Genomic DNA, 1920 nt, shown 5'->3' on the forward strand with positions numbered 1-1920 from the left:
CAACCGGTTCCGCTACTATGATCCGGATGCGGGGCGGTTTGTCAGTCAGGATCCGATAGGGCTAAACGGCGGGCTGAACCTGTATGCGTATGCGCCGAATCCGCTCAACTGGATCGACCCGCTGGGGTTGCAGCGCAAATGCTCTGATGAAAATGAACCTAACTGGACTCCTCACGGTTATAAGCATGTGGCACCTAAAAATTCAACCTGGAAAGATGTTATTAAATCGACAAAATCAGGCCCTGCAAAATATAAACCTGGGACTGATATAGAATCACTTGAAAGATCAGTTTATAAAAATGGTGAGTCGGTCAGTAATGGAAAACCTTGGAAAGTGAAAGACATGGGGGAAATTATTGGAGCCAGTGAGGGCAAAGAAAGTCGGTGGTTAAGGGTTGAAGAAAGTGGGGGAACTATTCATGGGCACCCTATTTCTCAAAATGAATTTATGAGGCTTATAAAATGATTAATATGGATTTTACTACCAAGGGCGGAATTGTGACATTTGATGATTTTCATATTGATGAAAAACAACCATTAGAGAATTTCTTAGAAGATTTAAAAGAAGATATGCTCCAGGTTGAGTTTCCGGGTGGATTTATTTTAGATATTGGATGGAGACCATCATTTGACATCCAGGGGAATTTTTTTGTTTCCCTAATTAAAGATTATAATTGGGAGGCGCCAACATTTAGTGATTCAGCAAGCAATATCGAAGTGCTCAAATTGAAAGTGTCTGAGGCTATCAGGTTAGTGTGACAATCGTCAGGTGATTAATTTCGGGTGTTATTACTTTACATATTATGTTGGTGATGTTTTTTGATTGATTTTTTATAACTGTGAGAAATAATGCACTATTTTATAACCAAATAAATAAAAATTTAGTTAACTACCAGAGAAGATTCCATTACGATCTAAAGCTTAGTTGCATAACGCACTAAGATCCGAACTACGATCCGGACAGCGCGCGGTTTACGCAGCAGGATCCGATCGGGCTGGCGGGCGGGCTGAATCTTTATGAGTACGCACCGAATTCGCTGAACTGGATCGACCCGTTGGGCCTTACTAAATGTTCGCCAGGAAAAGATAATAGTGCTCACAATGCAGCGGACTATCAGAGGCTTAAAGATTATTATACTCAGCATGAAAAATATGGTTCTGGCGGTGTAAAAGAATTACAGAATGGCCGTTACCGTTTTTATGACGAAATAAAATCATCTCGAAACCCAGGTGAAATGAAAGGTGCCAGGTTAGTTAGAGAATGGGATCCATCTACAGGTAATAAACGTACCTGGTATGAAACGGTAGACCACACTGGAAATATACGAAGTGTGGCTCCAAAGCCTGTTACTCATGAAAAGAATCATCATATATTTGATATGGATGGTAATTATAAAGGAAGGAGGTAGTGTTTTGAGTGTTCAGCCTCAACGTGTTGATATAATTAATAAAATATTAAGTATATTAGCAGGTGATGCAAAAAGAGATGATGTGTCTGAATGGGCATTTAATATGTTCAATGATGACTCATTAAGATTAGAAGATCCTGTGGTTTTAAAATATCTGAAATTGCTGGGAGCTGTTGATTTACCTTCTTCAGATCGGGATTTTTTATATACGGATGATGATCTTCGCCACTGGATAACTGAAATAGAGAATCAATAATAATAGCCGGAAGCGATCTTAACGATCCTTCCGGCTTGTTATATTTAGCTGCCCGTTGTCAGGATCGGACAGCCCTGTTCAATCTTCACCGTTACCTTCTGACCCACCTCAAATCCCATCTCAGCCAGTCACTTCCCGGTAATTTTGACGGCTGCACGACACGCTATGAGTTTGATGAAGGTGTTATGCACGCGTAACGGCACAGAGCAGCGCACTACCTACGGCTACGACGCGTTCGGCCGACGCAGCTGGAAA

General features: G+C 41.2%; 4 protein-coding genes and 2 pseudogenes. All 6 read left to right on the top strand.

The genetic code is table 11. From position 1 onward, the window contains the following. On the top strand, positions 1 to 466 hold a 466-nt coding region (locus HA48_RS21805; protein ID WP_139808000.1), incomplete at its 5' end, for an RHS repeat-associated core domain-containing protein. A 5-nt stretch (positions 467 to 471) separates the two neighbouring features. Continuing rightward, positions 472 to 759 (top strand): hypothetical protein, encoded by a 288-nt coding sequence (locus HA48_RS21810; protein WP_244182931.1) that lies wholly within the window; start codon positions 472 to 474, stop codon positions 757 to 759. A 191-nt stretch (positions 760 to 950) separates the two neighbouring features. After that, positions 951 to 1082 (top strand): annotated as a pseudogene (locus tag HA48_RS22845) (RHS repeat-associated core domain-containing protein); the annotation flags it as partial. Beyond that, positions 1056 to 1409, top strand: coding sequence for a hypothetical protein (locus HA48_RS22315; protein WP_244182932.1), 354 nt, complete (start codon positions 1056 to 1058; stop codon positions 1407 to 1409). The pseudogene HA48_RS22845 and the gene HA48_RS22315, both read left to right, overlap by 27 nt. Before the next feature lie 4 nt (positions 1410 to 1413). Continuing rightward, positions 1414 to 1665 (top strand): hypothetical protein, encoded by a 252-nt coding sequence (locus HA48_RS21820; protein ID WP_128603169.1) that lies wholly within the window; start codon positions 1414 to 1416, stop codon positions 1663 to 1665. A 189-nt stretch (positions 1666 to 1854) separates the two neighbouring features. Then, a pseudogene (locus HA48_RS23020) lies at positions 1855 to 1920 on the top strand (Rhs-family protein); the annotation flags it as partial.

It is taken from the genome of Pantoea wallisii (assembly GCF_002095485.1).
GTDB lineage: Bacteria > Pseudomonadota > Gammaproteobacteria > Enterobacterales > Enterobacteriaceae > Pantoea > Pantoea wallisii.

What these genes read in the sequence shown, in the direction of transcription:
- HA48_RS21810 (WP_244182931.1), top strand. Translation starts at nt 472, where the DNA reads ATGGATTTTACTACCAAGGGCGGAATTGTGACATTTGATGATTTTCAT.